Raw genomic sequence first — 16,060 nt, 5'->3', positions numbered from 1 at the left:
AAAAACGACAATAAAAAGGATCGTGACCATGAAGGCATTTGCGGTAGCAGGACTGCTTATGGCGGCCACCAGCGTCTACGCAGTAGACAGCACCTCACACCTTGATACGGTTATACAAAAAAAGACACTTCGCGTTTGCACCACAGGCGACTACAAGCCGTACACCTTTCTCCGTGACGACGGCGTATACGAAGGAATTGAGATCACAATGGCCGAGGCACTGGCCAAAAGCCTTGGCGCTGACGTCGAGTGGGTAAAAACCAGTTGGAAGACGTTAATGCCAGACTTTCTGGAGGGCCGCTGCGATATATCGGTAGGAGGCGTATCGATTTCCCTTGAGCGTCAGAAAAAAGCCTTTTTCAGTGACGCCATTACGGTGGATGGAAAGATCCCTCTGGTTCGCTGTGATGATGCCAAACGCTTTGAAAGCATTGAGCAGATCAACCAGCCCTCGGTCCGCTTGATAGAGCCGCCAGGTGGTACCAACGAAGCGTTTGCTCACCGCGAGTTACCGCAAGCCCAGTTGAGCCTCTTCAAGGATAACGTCACGATTTTTGAAAAACTTGTTAGCAAAGAAGCCGACGTCATGATTACTGACGCCTCGGAGGCATTGTTTCAACAGAAACGCTACCCTTCCCTGTGCGCAGTTAATCCAGATAAGCCCATGCAGTACAGTGAAAAGGCTTTTCTGCTGCCCAGGGATGATGTCGCCTGGAAAGCCTATATCGATCAGTGGCTTCACCTCTACAAAGCAACTGGTGAATATCAAAAAACCGTAGATCATTGGCTGGCCAAGCCTGACGCCTAAAATATTGTGGAGCAGTACGCTATCGGCCGGCCTGCTCCACAGTCTCTGGAGACTTCAACCTCTTCCCATTTGCCTGAGCTTCTCCAGGCGAAAGGCAAGTACCTGCTCCAATGCACTGAGCTTTTTTAATAGTTGCGTTCGCAGGGCTGTATCCTGGGTATTGCTGATTTCCTCCTTCAAACGGGCACGCTGATTAAAGAGCTCAATCTCTTGAGGGGGAATGCCCGCATTCTTCAGGACACGAAACGGCATTCGAAGCCCTTCAGGTGTTTGTAGCCATCCTTCATCGATTTTGGTTGGCTCGCCCTTGCCCTTCACCTGTTTCTGCCAGGCTGCCACCTCTCGCGCAATCCTGCGTTCGATTTCTTGCTCCAGTGTGCTCATAACGACTCCTGGATTAAACTGCCATACCTCTATAGAGCGATTAGGCGCCTCCAATGCTTAATGCTCGGCAGTACAGCCGACAGAATGAAGTTCTTTAGTTGCTCTAACAGAACCTCACAGCATTACCAGAAGCGCTATAGTCATAAGCTGCCGACTACCGCCTGAGGTTCCACGTGAATTTTGCAGCCGCACAATGCCTAAACTCCCGATTCTGGCGCGACGACGCACTGCCGTTTATCGAGATTCGTACAGTCAATGATGGTCGTCAGGTAAGTCATGCCAAGCATACGCATGACACCTTCTCCATCGGGGCCATTACGGCGGGTCGAAGTCACTACCTCAATGCCCAAAGCCAAACCCAGATAAGCCAAGGCTCCGTTGTGATAGTAAATCCTGAGACGGTACATGCCTGTAATCCCGTCAAGGGCGAACACTGGGCCTACCAGATGTTTTATATCGATACGCAGTGGCTGGGCAGGCTACAGACGGAGTCTGGATATAGCACGCAGGACTCATTCGTGCCGTTTGATGTCATCCATACGCGCGTACCTGCCCTACACACAGGACTTATCAGGCTGCATGAAACACTGACATCACCATGTAACGACAGGCTTTACAAGCACAGCGCAACCCTCAATTTTTTTCTCCAGCTGCAACGATCGCTTCCGACGCGCTCCGCTAAAGCTCCAGAAATACCCCAGGTACACCTTAAGCGAGCCGCCGACTTTATCCGTGAGCACTGCGCTGAACCGCTGACCCTGGATGACATCGCCACTGCGGCGGAATTGTCGGCGTCCTATCTCATCAGGGCGTTCAAGGATCACTATGGCTTGACGCCCCATGCCTACTTGATCAACCGACGCATCCAGCTCAGCCGCCAATGGCTTCGGCAAGGACACAGTCTTGCTGACGTGGCGATGGCAACCGGTTTCGCTGACCAGGCTCACTTCCAGCGCACTTTCAAACGGCACCTGGCTGCTACGCCTGGGCACTATCGCGGCTGACATTTGCCTTCCTCACTAACCTTGTAAAAGGTATAGGGCACTGGCGACCAGCAACCCTGCCATCATCCGATTCAGGAACCGAACACGAGCCGGTCTTTGCACATAACGGCGCAGAAAACTACCGGTAAATGCCCAGCAGGCAACCGAGCCATAGCAAACAACAAAGTAGAGAATGGCAAACGTCCAGACCATGACCGTATTGCCATCGGCAACGAAAAGCCCCATACCTGCCAACGAGGCCAGCCAGGCTTTAGGGTTCAGCCATTGCATCAGCGCGCCGCGCATCATTGAGGGGCCAGAACCTTCCTCTTTTATATCCAGCACCCCATCATCCATTGCAAGCTGGTAGGCCATATAAAAAAGAAAGGCAACGCCACTCCATTGAATGAGCCTGATCAATTCCGGGATGCGGGCCAGCACTTCGTACAATCCGAGACCAATAAGCAAAAGAAGTGCTGTAAAGCCGGTCGTTGCTCCTGTGACGTGCCTAAGGCTCTTACGAAAGCCATAACAGGCTCCCGAACTTAGGGCTACAAGATTGACGGGACCAGGTGAAATAGAAGAAGCCAGGGCGAAGCCGGCCATGGAAAACAACACGTCCATTGATGTCTGCTCATGTATTCAAGGAACAGACACCATATTTCGCCAGCCTCAAGTGGTATTGAATAAAATTACCCTTCTACTGAAGGCCTAGTGAATCAATTCAGAGCCGGATATTTCATTATTACTCCAGCCCCAAGTCTTATCTTGCTGCCCGTCCCAGTGATAAAGCGTCTCTTCTCGTCTAGTCGACAGCAGCCATCCTGTTCGAGCGCCTACCAAGGTAGTAACCGCATGCCTGCGTCCAAATACGTTGTGACGGGCTAAAAACAAGGCACTGTCACGCAACCAACCAAGGGCCTTGCTATGCGACTGAAACAGTGGAGTTAGAAAACGGCTGGCTTGCCGGTAATAACGTAAATGCTCACGGCGGGCGACACTGTAGCCCTCAAAGACAGTTGGCCAGTGGTCCCGGGAGGACACCGACATATCTACGGCATCGGCCAGCGCAGCGGCATCGACTAACGCCATGTTTGCACCCTGACCCAATTGAGGACTCATTGCATGTGCGCAATCACCGATAGCCAGTACTCGCCCATCACTCCAGCGTTGCATCCAGACATCTGCGTAAGCGGCAAATGCTAGTTGCTCTGATTGATTAATGTGTTGCAGGAAAGGCCTTGCGGTTTCGCCAGCCAATTTCACAACCTGCCTTTTCCAGCTATCCAGACCCGCTGTCTGCCATTGGGGATAATCGATGACGGGCAGACTCCAGAACAGGCTGCTCAGCTGGGCATCGCGTTTTTGATGCGTACAGCCTGTAGGCATGATTCCGAACATCTCAGAACAGTGTCTGTACCATTGGCGTAACTCTGTAGAGTCCGCGTGTGCTGGCGTCGAGACCATGCTCCACAACGCACCCCATGGGTAGGGTTTGACATGTTGTTTAACAGCCATCTGCCCACGTAATGCCGAACGTGTTCCGTCTGCCAGAATCAACGCGGCAAAATCGCCTAACAAGCTCTCGCTGCCCTGTGCGTCTCGATGAAAAAGCTGGACGTGACTTGGTGTTTGATGAAAACGGGTGATGTCACTGCTGGTTTCTATGCTGACGCCTGCATGTCGCGCAGCGTTCAGTAAGGAAGTCATCAGGACGCCGCGGTGAATACCCAATCCAAAACTACCTGGCATCCAAGTATCATAACGGGTATCCAGAACGACGCGTTTGCCCTGCATGGATGTTCCTTAGAGGCGGCTGACTGGCGCACCTAGAGCAGTACATTCGGTCAGCACGCCCAACGTGTGTAGCACTGCCAACCCCGAAGGTTGCAATAGAATGCCTGCACCAACCGTCCGCAACTCAGGTACACGTTCGAACAGCCTAACCTGATAACCCCTGCGGGCCAGGAAAGTAGCCGTAGCCAAACCTGCGGTACCTGCCCCAACGATCCCTATTGTCACCTTCTCCATAGCCATACTCCTGTTATTGGCTGAGGTACATTCTACGTCTCTCGAACAGCGACGAGTGAGCAGGCTGGCAGCCTTGATTGTCCGCAAATCGCTTTTTATGTATCCACACCTTGGTGGAGCACGGCTAAATCACGATTAGCTCTCACCTAATACAGATGTGATTAAGTAAAATCCGCCGCCCTGGATTTCCAGCTACTGATTTACGAAAAGGATTTCATATGTTTCTTATAAAGAAATGGTTCGCCCTGATTTTTGTTGCCTCCTTCCTGGTCGCCTGCTCTGGTGCCAACACCCCGGAAAGCGTTGCGGAACGCTTCATAAAAGCGGCTTACACCCAAGACCTCGATACCATGATGGATCTGATCGATGTACCCAAGGATGCAGATGCGAACGCAAAAGACTTTGTACGTGGCAAGTTTCAGATGCTGCTTACGGAAAGGGCTAAACAGGCCGAATCACTGGGTGGCGTCAAGAGTATAAAAGCCGAAAAAACAACCTATAACGATGACAAGACACGCGCCGATGTCAGCGTAACGGTTACTTTCAAAAAAGACGGCGAACCCCGTACTGAACACACTCATCTAATTCAGAGCGACGGCGACTGGAAGATCAAGATCTGATTGGACGAGGGCTTTTTCCACATCGGATAAAGCCTTTTGCTATTCGACAGATGAACAGTTTGTGTCGTTGGGCTCTAACAGCCCTGCTGTGCATGGGCTTGGCAATAGCGGGCTACGAAGGCCGCCAGCCTCAGGCATTACCTACCCTACCTGGGCAGCGCCTGAGCCCGTCGTCACTGGCAGTTGGCGACTGGCTGTTTCGCCTGGGAACATCAACAGACAGTCGAATCGTAGAACAGGTGAGTGGTAGCAGGTTTTCCCACGTAGGCATGGTTGTCGCCACAACACCTACGGTCCTGATCGTTCATGCCACAACAGACGATGATCCTGCACATCCAAACCAAGTCCTGCTTACGCCTTTAGATGAGCTTCTAAAGCCAGACATGGCGAGGCATTTCGCAGTAGCACGGCCAACTTTTTTGAATCCTGAACAAAAGGAACGCATTGCGCAGTATCTGAAAAGTACTTTGGGACGAACCTTTGTGCTCGAACCGCGCGACAAGCCCCATCTTTATTGCACAACACTATTGGCTGAAGCGATTGCTACTCAACTACCCTCTTTCGCGCCCCGCTGGACAAGTCTGGATGTCCCAGTTTTCCGAGGTGACTATCTTTTTCCTCAGGCATTCGCGGATTATCCCGGACTTGAATGGATTTACCGCCAGTAACAGGCAGGCAGGGTTGAGCAGCTCAACCCTACTCTTACCGTAAGCCCTTACGCCTCTACGGACTGCCATTGCTTGCTGAGGCGCTTGTCGGAGACAGGCATCTGTGTACCCAGCTGCTGAGCAAACAGCGACACTCGATACTCCTCCAGCATCCATCGATACAAGACTAGATTCTCATCATGCTTGCCTTCTTGAGCATGCTTGGTTGCCCTAGCCTTGTATTGCTCCCAGTAACCCGCCAATTCGCTCGTCCAGACTCGATCCCGCTGAACCTGAGACCCCACCTTGTCCAGACGCTGATCGACAGCCTTGAGATAGCGCGGATACTCCTTAAGCCATTGCAGAGGCGTTTCACGAACAAATCCGGGGTAAACCAGAGCACTGAGCTGTTGCTTGATATCGTTGAGCGCCATGGCCTGAGCCAGATCGATCTTGCCTTTGAATCGCTTCTGCAGGGCATGCCACTGCTTGAGAATCTCCAACACCAATCGTGCCGTACGCTCGGCATGCTCGGCCAGCCCGCCTCGCTTTTTCTCGGCCAGCGAAGCCAAAGCAGCTCCCTCTCGAGGCAACGGCTGTTCACCGTCCAGAATGCAGCTATCAAGGCTGGCCAGAAGAATATCCTCAACCAGTGAGTCGATACGTCCCAGGTCTCGATAAAGCAATCCTAGCTCGGTCAGCCCAGGCAGCTTATTGCGCAGGAACTTGACCTGATCGCTCAACTGCTGCAACAAAAGCCGCTGTAGTGCCCGGCGATGCTGGAACTCCGCTTCCGACTGGGTAGAGAACCGACCCTCCTTGACTACACCGTTCTCCTCCACCAGCGCCGGATACACTGTCATGGAGAGACCTGCGATCTTTTGCTGGGCCTGCTGTGGGACGACTGCAAAGGCTTTAGCCTCAACAGGCTTTTGCTGTTCGGCCTTTTGCTGAGGAACGGCCAGAGCGGCCTGGCTGGCTTCGGCAAAGCGGGCTGTCAGCTCTGTGAGGTCACGGCCTTCACCCAAGTACTTGCCGCTGGCATCGACAACCTCGATGTTCATTCGAAGATGCCGATCAAGCAAATTGGCAGCCTCCGGCCAGGCATCTTCAGGTATCCGCGCTCCGGTCATGCGTAACAGCTCACGTCCCAGGCTTTCGTATAACGATCCTTGTCCAAAGGTGATCTTGCTCAATGCTGCCTTGACGAAATCCGGAACCGGAACAAAATTCTTGCGAATCGCCTTGGGCAGGTTGCGCACCAACGCAACGGCCTTGTCGTATAACAACCCTGGCACCAGCCATTCCAGTCGCTCCGGTGGCAATTGTGACAACAGGGGCGCCGGTACACGCAGGGTAACGCCATCGCGTGGCTGGGCGGGGTCAAACTCGTAAGTCAGCGGTAGCTGCAGATCGCCGATACGTAACGTATCTGGATACTGCGCTGCGGTAACCTCGCTGGCCTCACGGGCGAGCACATCCTCCTCGCGCATGATCAGCAGCTGCGGGTTCTTAGCGCTTTCCCGCTTGTACCAGCTGTCAAAGGTTGCTGTCTGGTAAATATCGGCAGGCAAACGAGCCGAGTAATACTCGAACAGCGTCTCTTCATCGGCAAGAATGTCACGCCGACGCGCTTTAGCCTCCAACTCATCAAGTCGTTCCAGCAGTTGGCGATTGGCGCTCAGGCACTTCGCGCGCGACTGGATCTCGCCTCTCACCAAGCCTTCACGGATAAACAACTCACGAGAAACGGCAGGGTCGATAGGCCCATAATGCACGGGCCGCTTGGTTACAATGATCAGCCCATACAGCGTAATCTGCTCGTAGGCGATTACCTGTCCTCGACGCTTCTCCCAATGTGGTTCGAAGTAATTAGCCTTGGTGAGATGGCGCGCCAGCGGCTCGATCCAATCCGCATCGATCTTGGCTACCATGCGCGCAAACAGTTTGGTCGTTTCAACCAGCTCGGCCGCCATTACCCAGTTTGGCTTCTTGCGGCCAATAACGCTGGATGGATGAATCCAGAAGCGTCGCTGGCGGGCCCCCTGAAAGTCGCCCTCTTCAGTCTTGTTACCAATTTGGCTTAAGAGACCTGACAGAATGGCCTTGTGCACCGAGGCATAACTTTTCGCCCGCTGTGCAGCCTCGGCCGCTTCGGCCTGCAGGGCAGCTTTGGTGTTGACTTTCTTGTCAGTCGAAGGCGAGCTTTCTTCGATTACAGGCGTCTGAACAACAGGCTGTGCGTCAGTAGGCTTACTCTTGAGCTTGAGCTCCCGGCAGATCAAGGTCAGCTGACGGTGCGCATCTCGCCACTCACGCAGGCGCAAGTAATTGAGAAAATTTCTGCGACACCAGCTACGAAGCGCATTCGAGCCGAGCGCCTGGCGCTGCTCCTCGAAGCCATGCCACAGCTTGATTAGCGCACCGAAGTCCGAGTCTGGATCTTTCCACTGGGCATGAGCCTGATCGGCAGCCTGCTGACGCTCCGCCGGGCGATCACGGGGATCCTGCACAGACAATGCACTGGCTACAATCAGAACGTCGGAAAGACTGCCCTGCTCTGCCGCCTCCAGCAGCATGCGGCCTAGGCGAGGATCGATTGGCAGGCGCGCCAGTTGCCGTCCTAATGCTGTCAGTTGTCCCTGATTCGTTACCGCCGACAGCTCTTGAAGCAGCGTAAAACCATCCTTGATCGCCTTGCCATCCGGTGGCTCGATGAAGGGAAAGTCCTCAATCCGACCGAGCCGCAGGTGCAGCATCTGAAGAATGACCGCGGCCAGATTGGTCCGCAGAATCTCAGGGTCCGTAAAAGCTGGACGTGAAAGAAAGTCTTCTTCGCTATATAAACGAATGCAGATACCGGGCTCCACCCGTCCACAGCGACCCTTACGCTGATTGGCACTGGCTTGGGAAACCGCCTCGATAGGCAGCCGCTGAACCTTCGCTCTATAGCTGTAGCGGCTGATACGAGCCGTGCCGCTGTCAATGACGTAACGGATACCCGGCACAGTCAACGATGTTTCAGCCACGTTGGTCGCCAGGACTACACGCCGCCCGGGATGGGACTGAAAAATCTTCTGTTGTTCGGCTGGCGTAAGCCGCGCGTACAGCGGCAGGATTTCCGTGTGCTTGAGGTTGGCCTTGCGCAGCACTTCGGCTGCATCTCGAATTTCACGCTCCCCTGGCAGGAACACCAATACGTCGCCGGGTCGCTTATGCTCGCTGCGCTCGAACGCTTCCAGCTCATCCAGCGCCGCCAGGATGCCCTGATCAACACTCAGATCGTCTTCCAGGCGTTCGCCATCTTCATCCGTTTCTGCGGCCAAAGGACGATACCAAGTCTCGACCGGATAGGTCCGTCCCGACACTTCGACGATGGGGGCATCGCCGAAATGTTTGGAGAAGCGCTCCAGATCAATGGTCGCTGACGTGATGATCAGCTTGAGATCCGGGCGCCGCGGCAGCAGGGTCTTTAGAAAGCCCAGCAGAAAATCGATGTTCAGACTGCGCTCATGCGCCTCATCGACAATGATCGTGTCATAGCGCTCAAGGTAACGGTCATGCTGGGTTTCAGCCAGGAGAATGCCGTCAGTCATCAGCTTTATCAGGCTGCGCTCATTGGACTGATCCTCAAAGCGCACCTGATAACCTACCAGCTCCCCCAAGGGAGTACCGATTTCTTCAGCAACACGGCTGGCTACACTACGCGCCGCTAGGCGACGCGGCTGAGTATGGCCGATCAGGCCGTGTATACCTCGACCGATCTCCAGGCAGATCTTGGGCAACTGCGTGGTCTTGCCTGAGCCGGTTTCACCGGCGATCACGACTACTTGATGCTTTTCAAGCGCCGCCTTGATCTCTCCGCGCTTGGCGGCGATGGGCAGGTTGTCGTCATAGCGCATGATCGGCACACTGGCACGACGCGCCTCCACTTTGGCGCAGGATGCCTGAAAGCGCTCTGTCCACTGTGCAAGCCGGGCATCATCAGGCTTCTTGCGCAGGTCATCCAATTGGCGACGCAAGCGGTGCCGATCGGCAGTAAGGGCTTGGTCGAGACGCTTGGAAAGTTGTTCGAAAGACGATGTTTGCTCAGTCATTGAATGCTATATGGCAACCATTTCAAGTAGGAACCTGAAAGGCTGGCTCGGTTCGCCAGTTCAGGCACCTTATAAAGAGAGAGATGGGCATTGTCGCAGGTTTGCCCAAACGAAAACGACAAAGCCCCGAAAGTCGGGGCTCTGTGCAGGAAAAGCCGATCAGGCCTTGAGCTTTTTCAGCTCGGCATCACGCAATTCGCGGCGCAGAATCTTGCCGACATTTGTCGTAGGCAGACTGTCTCGGAACTCGACCTGCCTGGGTCGTTTATAGCCTGTCAAATTATCGTGCATGTGCTTGAGCACCTGCTCGGTCGTCAGGGAGGCACCAGGCTTAGGTACAACGAATACCTTGATCTGCTCGCCCGCCTTTTCATCCGGCACGCCAATCGCGGCACACTGCAGGACGCCTGGTAGCTGAGCCAGTACATCCTCCAGTTCATTCGGATACACGTTGAATCCGGAAACCAGAATCATATCCTTTTTACGATCCACGATTCGGATATATCCGTCTGGATCGATTACTGCGATATCACCGGTACGCAGCCAACCCTCCGGACTCAATACCTCGGCAGTCGCCTCGGGGCGGTTCCAGTACCCCTTCATGACCTGAGGGCCCTGGACACAGAACTCACCAGGCTGCCCGAACGGCTGGGCAACGCCATCCTCATCCACTACTTTACAGTCCGTAGAGGGTACCGGGATACCGATGGTGCCAATGCGTCGATGCTGGATAGGGTTCACACTGACGACAGGACTGGTCTCGGTCATGCCGTACCCTTCACAGACGCCACATCCGGTTACCTGCTCCCAGCGCTCGGCAACCGCGTGCTGCAAGGCCATACCGCCTGAAAGCGTTACCTTCAGAGCAGAAAAATCCAAGGCGCGGAAGGCCTCATTATTACACAACGCCACAAATAGCGTATTGAGCCCGACGAACCCGGTGAACTTCCACTTGGACAGGTCCTTGATCATTGTAGGCAAGTCACGTGGATTAGTGATCAGCACGTTGTGGTTGCCCAGAAGCATCATCGCCATGCAATGAAAAGTGAACGCGTAGATGTGATACAGCGGCAGCGGCGCGATTACGATCTCGCGGCCTTCTTTCATATTCGAGGCCATCAGAACCTGACACTGCAGCATATTGGCCAGCAGGTTCCGGTGCGTCAGCATGGCGCCTTTGGCAATACCTGTAGTACCTCCGGTGTACTGCAGCACAGCGACATCATCTCCGTGCGGCTGGCTTTCCTTGAGAGCACCCTGGCGCCCTTTGGCAAGTGCAGTCGTGAACTTCACAGCCTGAGGCAACCGGTAGGCCGGGACCATTTTCTTTACGTATTTGACTACGCTATTGACCACAAGGCGCTTGAGCGGAGGCAGCATGTCACCTACTTCCGTAATGATGACATGGCGAATCTGCGTATTGGGCAAGACCTGCTCGGCAAGGTGAGCCATGTTGGCCAGACACACCAGCGCCAGCGCACCGGCGTCCTTAAATTGGTGCTGCATCTCACGCGCGGTATACAGCGGGTTCGTATTGACGACGATCAGCCCCGCACGCATGGCACCAAAGACGGCAATCGGGTATTGCAGAACATTGGGAAGCTGTATGGCGATCCTGTCGCCCGGCTTGAGATCGGTATGATTCTGAAGATAAGCCGCAAACTGCCCAGACAGGCTATACAGCTCACGATACGTGAGGGTCTGCCCTAAATTACTGAAGGCAATCTTATCGGCGAAACGCTCGCAGGACTCCCTGAGGACCGTCTGGACATTAGGATAACGATCAGGGTCGATCTCGGAAGCGATACCGTCCGGATATTTGTCCTTCCAGAAATTCGGGGTCATGGAAGCCCACTCCTAAGCGACAACGTGATCTTGTTGTGATTGTATCGCCTACTCATACGATGAAGGCGAGCCGAGATTATCAGCTTTGACAGGTCTCCACCAGCACCGAAAAGCGGACTCTTGGTAACGAAAATGACTAAAAAAAGATTTATGGTCACGAGTGGTATTTAGACAAACTCATAATACTCCGTCATAACCTGCTGAAATAGTAGAGAACGTGCCGTATCGCCGTAACCTGGCGTCCTTGGATTTAACGTTGAGTGCCGACTACGTCAGCATCGTCTTCCCTTTACCGTAACAACAGAGTACGAGATTTCTTTCAAGCATGACCGACAATATCCCATACGAAGCCCTGCAAGTAGGCCAAAAGGCCTCTGTCATCCGTACCATCAAAGAACGTGATTTGCTCTTATTTGCCGAGGTTTCCGGTGACCGAAATCCAGTACACCTGGACGCCGAGTATGCTGCCAAGAGTGTCTTTCGTGAGCAGATTGCCCATGGCATGTTGAGCGGTGCGCTGATCAGCGCTGCCATTGCATGTGAACTGCCCGGGCCAGGTTCCATCTATCTGGGACAAAATTTGAGCTTTAACAAGCCGGTCAAGTTAGGCGACACGCTAAAGGTCGAGATCGAGGTGTTGGAAAAGCTGCCGAAAAATCGAGTGCGCCTGGCTACACGGGTCTTCAATCAGAACGATGAGCAAGTGGTTGATGGGGAAGCTGAGGTGCTCGCCCCCAAGAAAGCATTGAGCATCGAATTGAGCACGCTTCCGCCAGTAACCATTGGCTAAATGAAAAGCCCCGCAAACGCGGGGCTTTTACCTTATCGTCTAGAGCCAGCTCTTGACCCGGTCAGGATGGGCTTTCAACCAGTCTTTTGCAGCCTGCTCAGGCTTTTTTCCCTCCTCAATGGCCAGCATGACTTCATTGACCTCTCCCGGCTGCCAAGAGAATTTTTTCAGGAAATCCCATACCGGCTTGGCCTTTTTTTCCAGTCCTGGATTAGCCATGGTACGTACCTGCTCGGAGCCGCCATAGACGCCCTTGGGGTCATCCAGAAATTTGAGCTTCCACTTGGCAAACATCCAATGAGGAATCCAGCCCGTGACTGCAACTGGCTTCTGGTCTCGCTCCGCACGTATCAGCTCGGCAATCATTCCACTGCCGGAGCTTGCCACCAGCTTGTAATCCAGATCATAGGCCTTGATCGCCTCCTCGGTCTTGATCATGACGCCCGCTCCGGCATCAATGCCTACGATGCGCCCACCAAAATCGCTTTTCTGGGCGGCCAGATCGGCAATACTGGAGGCTTTTACGTACTCAGGAACGATCAGGCCGATCTTGGCGTCCGGTGTGTTCACGTTCAGGTCGGCGACATCATTCTTCATCTTTTCATAATAGGAACCATGGGTCCCAGGCAACCATGCCGAGAGCATGGCGTCCAGCTTGCCCCGTGCAACGCCTTGCCACATGATCCCTGCTGCAACCGGCATCAGCTTGACTTCGTACCCCAACTGCTGACGAATGACTTCGGCCGCCGTGAAGGTGGTCGCTACGCTGTCGGCCCATCCATCCACATAGCCAATGGTTACCGTTGGCTTGGCCGCCATAGCCAGATTGGCCATTGCCGACAGGAAGAGCACCATACCCAGGCCTACTACCTTTCGAAACATTCGCATCCTCTGTCCCCTTTTTGAAAACGGCATCACTGCGCCATCCTTATCTTCAAGGGCGACGAAAACGGGACTGCCCTGAGAGCGACCTGAGCAACCGTCATATGCGACACCCGCAATGAAATGGCACCTCTATTGCCTCCAGGAAATAGCCTCGGCATGCTTAGCGCTTTCGATGTCGAGGTTTTCACATGTCCCGCCTGAATATCCGCCCAGCTACTGACGCTGACGTTTCGCACATCCTGACTTTCATCAAAGAGCTGGCCGACTACGAGAAAATGCCTGAGCAGGTCATGGCGACTGAAGACAGCTTGCGCGCGACACTGTTTGGTGAGCGCCGTTACGCCGAAGTGCTCATTGGGGAAATAGACGGGACGCCTGCTGGCTTTGCCCTGTTCTTTCACAACTACTCAACATGGCTCGCCAAGCCGGGTATCTATCTGGAAGATCTCTATGTCAGCCCTGCTGCGCGTGGTGAAGGCCTCGGAAAGGCACTGCTTATCAGCCTGGCACGGCTGGCAGTAGAGCGTAATTGTGGGCGTCTGGAGTGGTCCGTACTGGATTGGAACGAGCCTGCGATCCAGTTCTATCGCAGCCTGGGCGCCATCTCAATGGATGAATGGACAGTCAATCGAGTAACAGGCGAAACCCTGACCAATCTGGCCGAACGCACAATTTGATAGAGAGCCAACAAGCACAGCGCACCTTATTATCAGGCTGTGGTCATAGGCTTATTCCAATAAGCAACCCTGCGAAAGGACTCTCCTTATGCTTAGCCCGTTGCGCATCACAGCTCTCCTGGGTGCGCTCTTGCTTGGTCTTTCCGGTCGTGGTGTCGCAGCTGATATTGACGCTGCCACCTATGGCTACCCATTGACCAACCCCTTCGAAGCCACTATCACCTCCACGCCGCTGGAATTGCAGCCACTGCTGCCTACTGATCTGGAAATTGACCAGAAAGACTACAGCATCAACTTGCGGCCTGAACGGGAGTACGAACTTCCGAATAACTTCTGGCCGGTCAAGAAGCTGCACTATCGTCTGGCGATGCAGGATCATGCGGCGCCGCTGATCTTCATCATTGCCGGAACCGGCGCCAACTACTCATCCAGCACACCGGAGTACCTCAAGCGCCTGTATTACAGCGCGGGTTACCATGTCGTTCAGCTTTCCTCACCCACCAGCTACGACTTCATGGCAGCGGCCTCCCGGCAGGCTACGCCCGGCTACACCCCTGGCGATGCAGAAGACCTCTATCGCGTCATGCAGGCCGTTCGCGCGCAGCACCCCAAACTGCCTGTAACCAAGTACTTTCTTACCGGTTACAGCCTGGGCGCACTGGATGCAGCGTTCGTTAGCAAGCTCGACGAGAGCCAGCGCAGCTTCAACTTCTCTCGTGTCTTGCTGCTCAATCCGCCGGTCAATCTGTTGACCTCGGTACGCAACCTCGATCGACTGGTTCAGACCCAAGTCAATGGGATAACCAACAACCGGACGTTTTACGAGCTAGTCCTGGCAAAGCTGACCCGTTACTTCCAGCAGAAAGGCTATGTTGATCTCAATGAAGCCCTGCTTTTCGATTTTCAGCAGTCGCCCCAACGCTTGAGCAATGAAGAAATGGCGATGCTGATTGGTACATCGTTCCGCTTTTCAGCGGCAGACATTGCCTTTACATCCGATTTGATCAACCGTCGTGGCTTGATCACACCGCCCGACTACCCGATCGATCAGGGGACCAGCCTGTCGCGCTTCTTTGCTCGCGCCCTGCAATGCGATTTTGACTGCTACATGTATGACCAGCTCTTACCCTTCTGGGAACGGACGACCAAGGGCACCAGCCTGGCTGAACTGGCCAGGCAATCCAGCCTGACGGCATTGGAAGGCTATCTCAAGGAGAGCGACAAGATCGGCGTGATGCACAACGCAGATGACTTGATTCTTGGTCCTGGTGATATCGGCTTCCTACGTCGTACGTTCGGTAATCGCCTGACCCTTTACCCGCTGGGCGGGCATTGCGGCAATCTCAATTATCGCGTCAACGCCGACGCCATGCTGGAGTTCTTCGCCCGTGGCTAAATTCCTCTGCCTGCTTCCCTTACTGGCTAGCGCTTACGCTTTCGCCGATACGGATTCGTCAACTTTATCACCTTCACCCGTAGGCGCAGACGGGTTTACCAACCCCTTGTCCACGCTGAAATTCAACCCTGGCCTGGATCAGCGCGAGTTCGAGCGGGCGTCGCTCAATGCGCTGGATGTCTATGACCCACTGGAGTCCTGGAACCGCCGCGTCTACCACTTCAACTACCGCCTGGATGAATGGGTACTATTACCTGTCGTCAATGGCTATCGTCAGGTCACGCCGGGCTTCGTGCGAAGTGGCGTTAGCAATTTCTTCAGCAACTTGGGTGACATCAGCAATCTGCTGAACAGCACGCTGCAACTCAAGGGTAAAAGGGCTCTGAATACCACGGGGCGTCTGCTGCTAAATACTACTATCGGCGTCTTTGGCCTGTGGGACCCCGCTACGCGCATGGGACTAGCCAAGCAATCCGAAGATTTTGGCCAGACGCTGGGTTTTTATGGTGTTCCCAGCGGCCCTTATCTGGTATTGCCGTTACTGGGTCCGTCCAATCTGCGTGATGCCAGCGGTTTTGCGGTAGATACCCTGGCCGAGAATCAGATCAACTATCTGAATGTAAATGAGGAAAGCGGCCGTCACCCAGAGATTCTACTGTTACGCGGTATCAACCTGCGTTACATCACCAACTTCCGGTATGGGCAGCTCAACTCGCCGTTTGAGTACGAGAAGGTCCGTTACGTCTATACCGAAGCACGTAAGCTTCAAATAAAGGAATAAGAAAGAAGCCGGCCTCGTGCTGGCTTCTTTCCAACCAAAAGCATCATATTATTAGATATGAAATACATAAAAGATGGATAAATACATTAAAATAAATGAAGTATCATGATCTCATC

The 16,060-nt window shown here is 54.0% G+C and carries 13 protein-coding genes and 1 pseudogene; 8 read left to right on the top strand and 6 right to left on the bottom strand.

Features of this window, described 5'->3' with window-relative positions:
* The first annotated feature begins 19 nt into the window (after positions 1-19).
* Positions 20-808: a transporter substrate-binding domain-containing protein gene (locus tag EAW52_RS08290; protein WP_372238910.1), complete on the top strand. Its 789-nt coding sequence runs from the start codon at positions 20-22 to the stop codon at positions 806-808.
* 54 nt (positions 809-862) lie between these two features.
* On the opposite strand, the gene EAW52_RS08285 is transcribed toward EAW52_RS08290, so the two are convergent.
* A complete protein-coding gene (locus EAW52_RS08285) occupies positions 863-1,192 on the bottom strand; it encodes a DnaJ family domain-containing protein (protein ID WP_010795111.1) in 330 nt (109 codons plus the stop codon).
* A gap of 173 nt (positions 1,193-1,365) precedes the next feature.
* Between EAW52_RS08285 and EAW52_RS08280 the strand changes: the two genes are divergently transcribed.
* Positions 1,366-2,196, top strand: a complete 831-nt coding sequence (locus EAW52_RS08280) for an AraC family transcriptional regulator (RefSeq protein WP_122042076.1) — start codon at positions 1,366-1,368, stop codon at positions 2,194-2,196.
* A 15-nt stretch (positions 2,197-2,211) separates the two neighbouring features.
* Here EAW52_RS08280 and EAW52_RS08275 read toward each other — a convergent pair whose 3' ends face one another.
* Positions 2,212-2,799, bottom strand: a complete 588-nt coding sequence (locus EAW52_RS08275; RefSeq protein WP_122042075.1) for a LysE family translocator — start codon at positions 2,797-2,799, stop codon at positions 2,212-2,214.
* 87 nt (positions 2,800-2,886) lie between these two features.
* A pseudogene (locus EAW52_RS08270) lies at positions 2,887-4,206 on the bottom strand (FAD-dependent oxidoreductase).
* Between the two features lie 218 nt (positions 4,207-4,424).
* Between EAW52_RS08270 and EAW52_RS08265 the strand changes: the two are divergent.
* Both EAW52_RS08265 and EAW52_RS08260 read left to right on the top strand, forming a co-directional pair.
* A complete protein-coding gene (locus tag EAW52_RS08265) occupies positions 4,425-4,826 on the top strand; it encodes a DUF4878 domain-containing protein (protein ID WP_122042074.1) in 402 nt (133 codons plus the stop codon).
* A 50-nt stretch (positions 4,827-4,876) separates the two neighbouring features.
* Positions 4,877-5,494: a YiiX/YebB-like N1pC/P60 family cysteine hydrolase gene (locus EAW52_RS08260; protein WP_256680755.1), complete on the top strand. Its 618-nt coding sequence runs from the start codon at positions 4,877-4,879 to the stop codon at positions 5,492-5,494.
* Between the two features lie 47 nt (positions 5,495-5,541).
* Here the strand turns inward: EAW52_RS08260 and hrpA are convergent, their stop codons facing one another.
* Both hrpA and fadD1 read right to left on the bottom strand, forming a co-directional pair.
* A complete protein-coding gene (gene hrpA, locus EAW52_RS08255; protein ID WP_122042073.1) occupies positions 5,542-9,570 on the bottom strand; it encodes an ATP-dependent RNA helicase HrpA in 4,029 nt (1,342 codons plus the stop codon).
* Positions 9,571-9,729: 159 nt separating this feature from the next.
* The gene (gene fadD1 / locus EAW52_RS08250) at positions 9,730-11,415 is read right to left on the bottom strand and encodes a long-chain-fatty-acid--CoA ligase FadD1 (RefSeq protein ID WP_122042072.1); all 1,686 of its coding nucleotides are present in this window, start codon (positions 11,413-11,415) and stop codon (positions 9,730-9,732) included.
* Positions 11,416-11,740: 325 nt separating this feature from the next.
* On the opposite strand from fadD1, the gene EAW52_RS08245 reads away from it, so the two are divergent.
* Entirely contained in the window at positions 11,741-12,205 is a 465-nt protein-coding gene (locus EAW52_RS08245; RefSeq protein WP_122042071.1) for a MaoC family dehydratase, read from the top strand.
* Positions 12,206-12,244: 39 nt separating this feature from the next.
* Here EAW52_RS08245 and EAW52_RS08240 read toward each other — a convergent pair whose 3' ends face one another.
* Positions 12,245-13,093: a glycine betaine ABC transporter substrate-binding protein gene (locus EAW52_RS08240; RefSeq protein WP_026004140.1), complete on the bottom strand. Its 849-nt coding sequence runs from the start codon at positions 13,091-13,093 to the stop codon at positions 12,245-12,247.
* Positions 13,094-13,278: 185 nt separating this feature from the next.
* Between EAW52_RS08240 and EAW52_RS08235 the strand changes: the two genes are divergently transcribed.
* From EAW52_RS08235 to EAW52_RS08225, 3 genes are all read left to right on the top strand, one after another.
* Positions 13,279-13,767 (top strand): GNAT family N-acetyltransferase, encoded by a 489-nt coding sequence (locus EAW52_RS08235; protein ID WP_010795121.1) that lies wholly within the window; start codon positions 13,279-13,281, stop codon positions 13,765-13,767.
* A gap of 88 nt (positions 13,768-13,855) precedes the next feature.
* Positions 13,856-15,163: a serine/threonine protein kinase gene (locus EAW52_RS08230; protein ID WP_122042070.1), complete on the top strand. Its 1,308-nt coding sequence runs from the start codon at positions 13,856-13,858 to the stop codon at positions 15,161-15,163.
* Positions 15,156-15,944, top strand: a complete 789-nt coding sequence (locus EAW52_RS08225; protein ID WP_122042069.1) for a VacJ family lipoprotein — start codon at positions 15,156-15,158, stop codon at positions 15,942-15,944. Before EAW52_RS08230 ends, EAW52_RS08225 begins: the two co-directional genes overlap by 8 nt.
* Positions 15,945-16,060 lie beyond the last annotated feature (116 nt).

This window comes from Pseudomonas sp. LTJR-52 (assembly GCF_003691465.1).
Lineage (GTDB): Bacteria > Pseudomonadota > Gammaproteobacteria > Pseudomonadales > Pseudomonadaceae > Chryseomonas > Chryseomonas luteola.
Note: the sequence above shows the minus strand (reverse complement) of the source record. Positions and strands in the feature narration are given on the sequence as shown.